Raw genomic sequence first — 599 nt, forward strand, 5'->3', positions numbered from 1 at the left:
CGCGAGGTGTAACACCTTCAACGGCCTGCGCCATTTGGCGAATATGCCCCGGCGTTGTACCACAACAGCCACCAATCAGATTTAAAAAGCCGCTGCTAGCCCACTCTTTTACATGCTCTGCCATATCTTCTGGAGAAAGGTCATATTCTCCAAAAGCATTCGGCAAACCTGCGTTAGGGTGTGCGGAAACAAATGATTCAGAAATACGAGAAAGCTCTTCCACGTATGGGCGCAGTTCATCTGGCCCCAATGCACAGTTAAGACCGAAAGATAACGGCCTTACATGACGTAGAGAGTTGTAAAATGCTTCCGTGGTTTGCCCTGATAACGTTCGGCCCGAAGCGTCCGTAATCGTACCGGAAATCATGACAGGCAGTGCGAAGCCAAGCTCTTCAAATACAGAATCAACAGCAAAGGCACATGCTTTAGCATTCAATGTATCGAAAATAGTTTCGATCAAAATAAGATCAGCGCCACCTCTGATTAATGCTCGAGTTGACTCGGAATACGCGTCAACCAGCTCATCGAAAGAAACATTGCGGTAGCCGGGATCATTCACATCAGGGGAGATAGAGCACGTTCGGTTGGTTGGACCAAGT

General features: G+C 48.1%; 1 protein-coding gene. It reads right to left on the reverse strand.

The features are described 5' to 3' along the window. Nucleotides 1–599 (reverse strand): homocysteine S-methyltransferase family protein (locus R7Z49_RS26325; protein WP_318112608.1); only part of this gene is annotated, 599 nt, incomplete at both ends.

Source organism: Vibrio sp. 1562 (genome assembly GCF_033340155.1).
In the GTDB taxonomy this organism is placed as follows: Bacteria; Pseudomonadota; Gammaproteobacteria; order Enterobacterales; family Vibrionaceae; genus Vibrio; species Vibrio alginolyticus.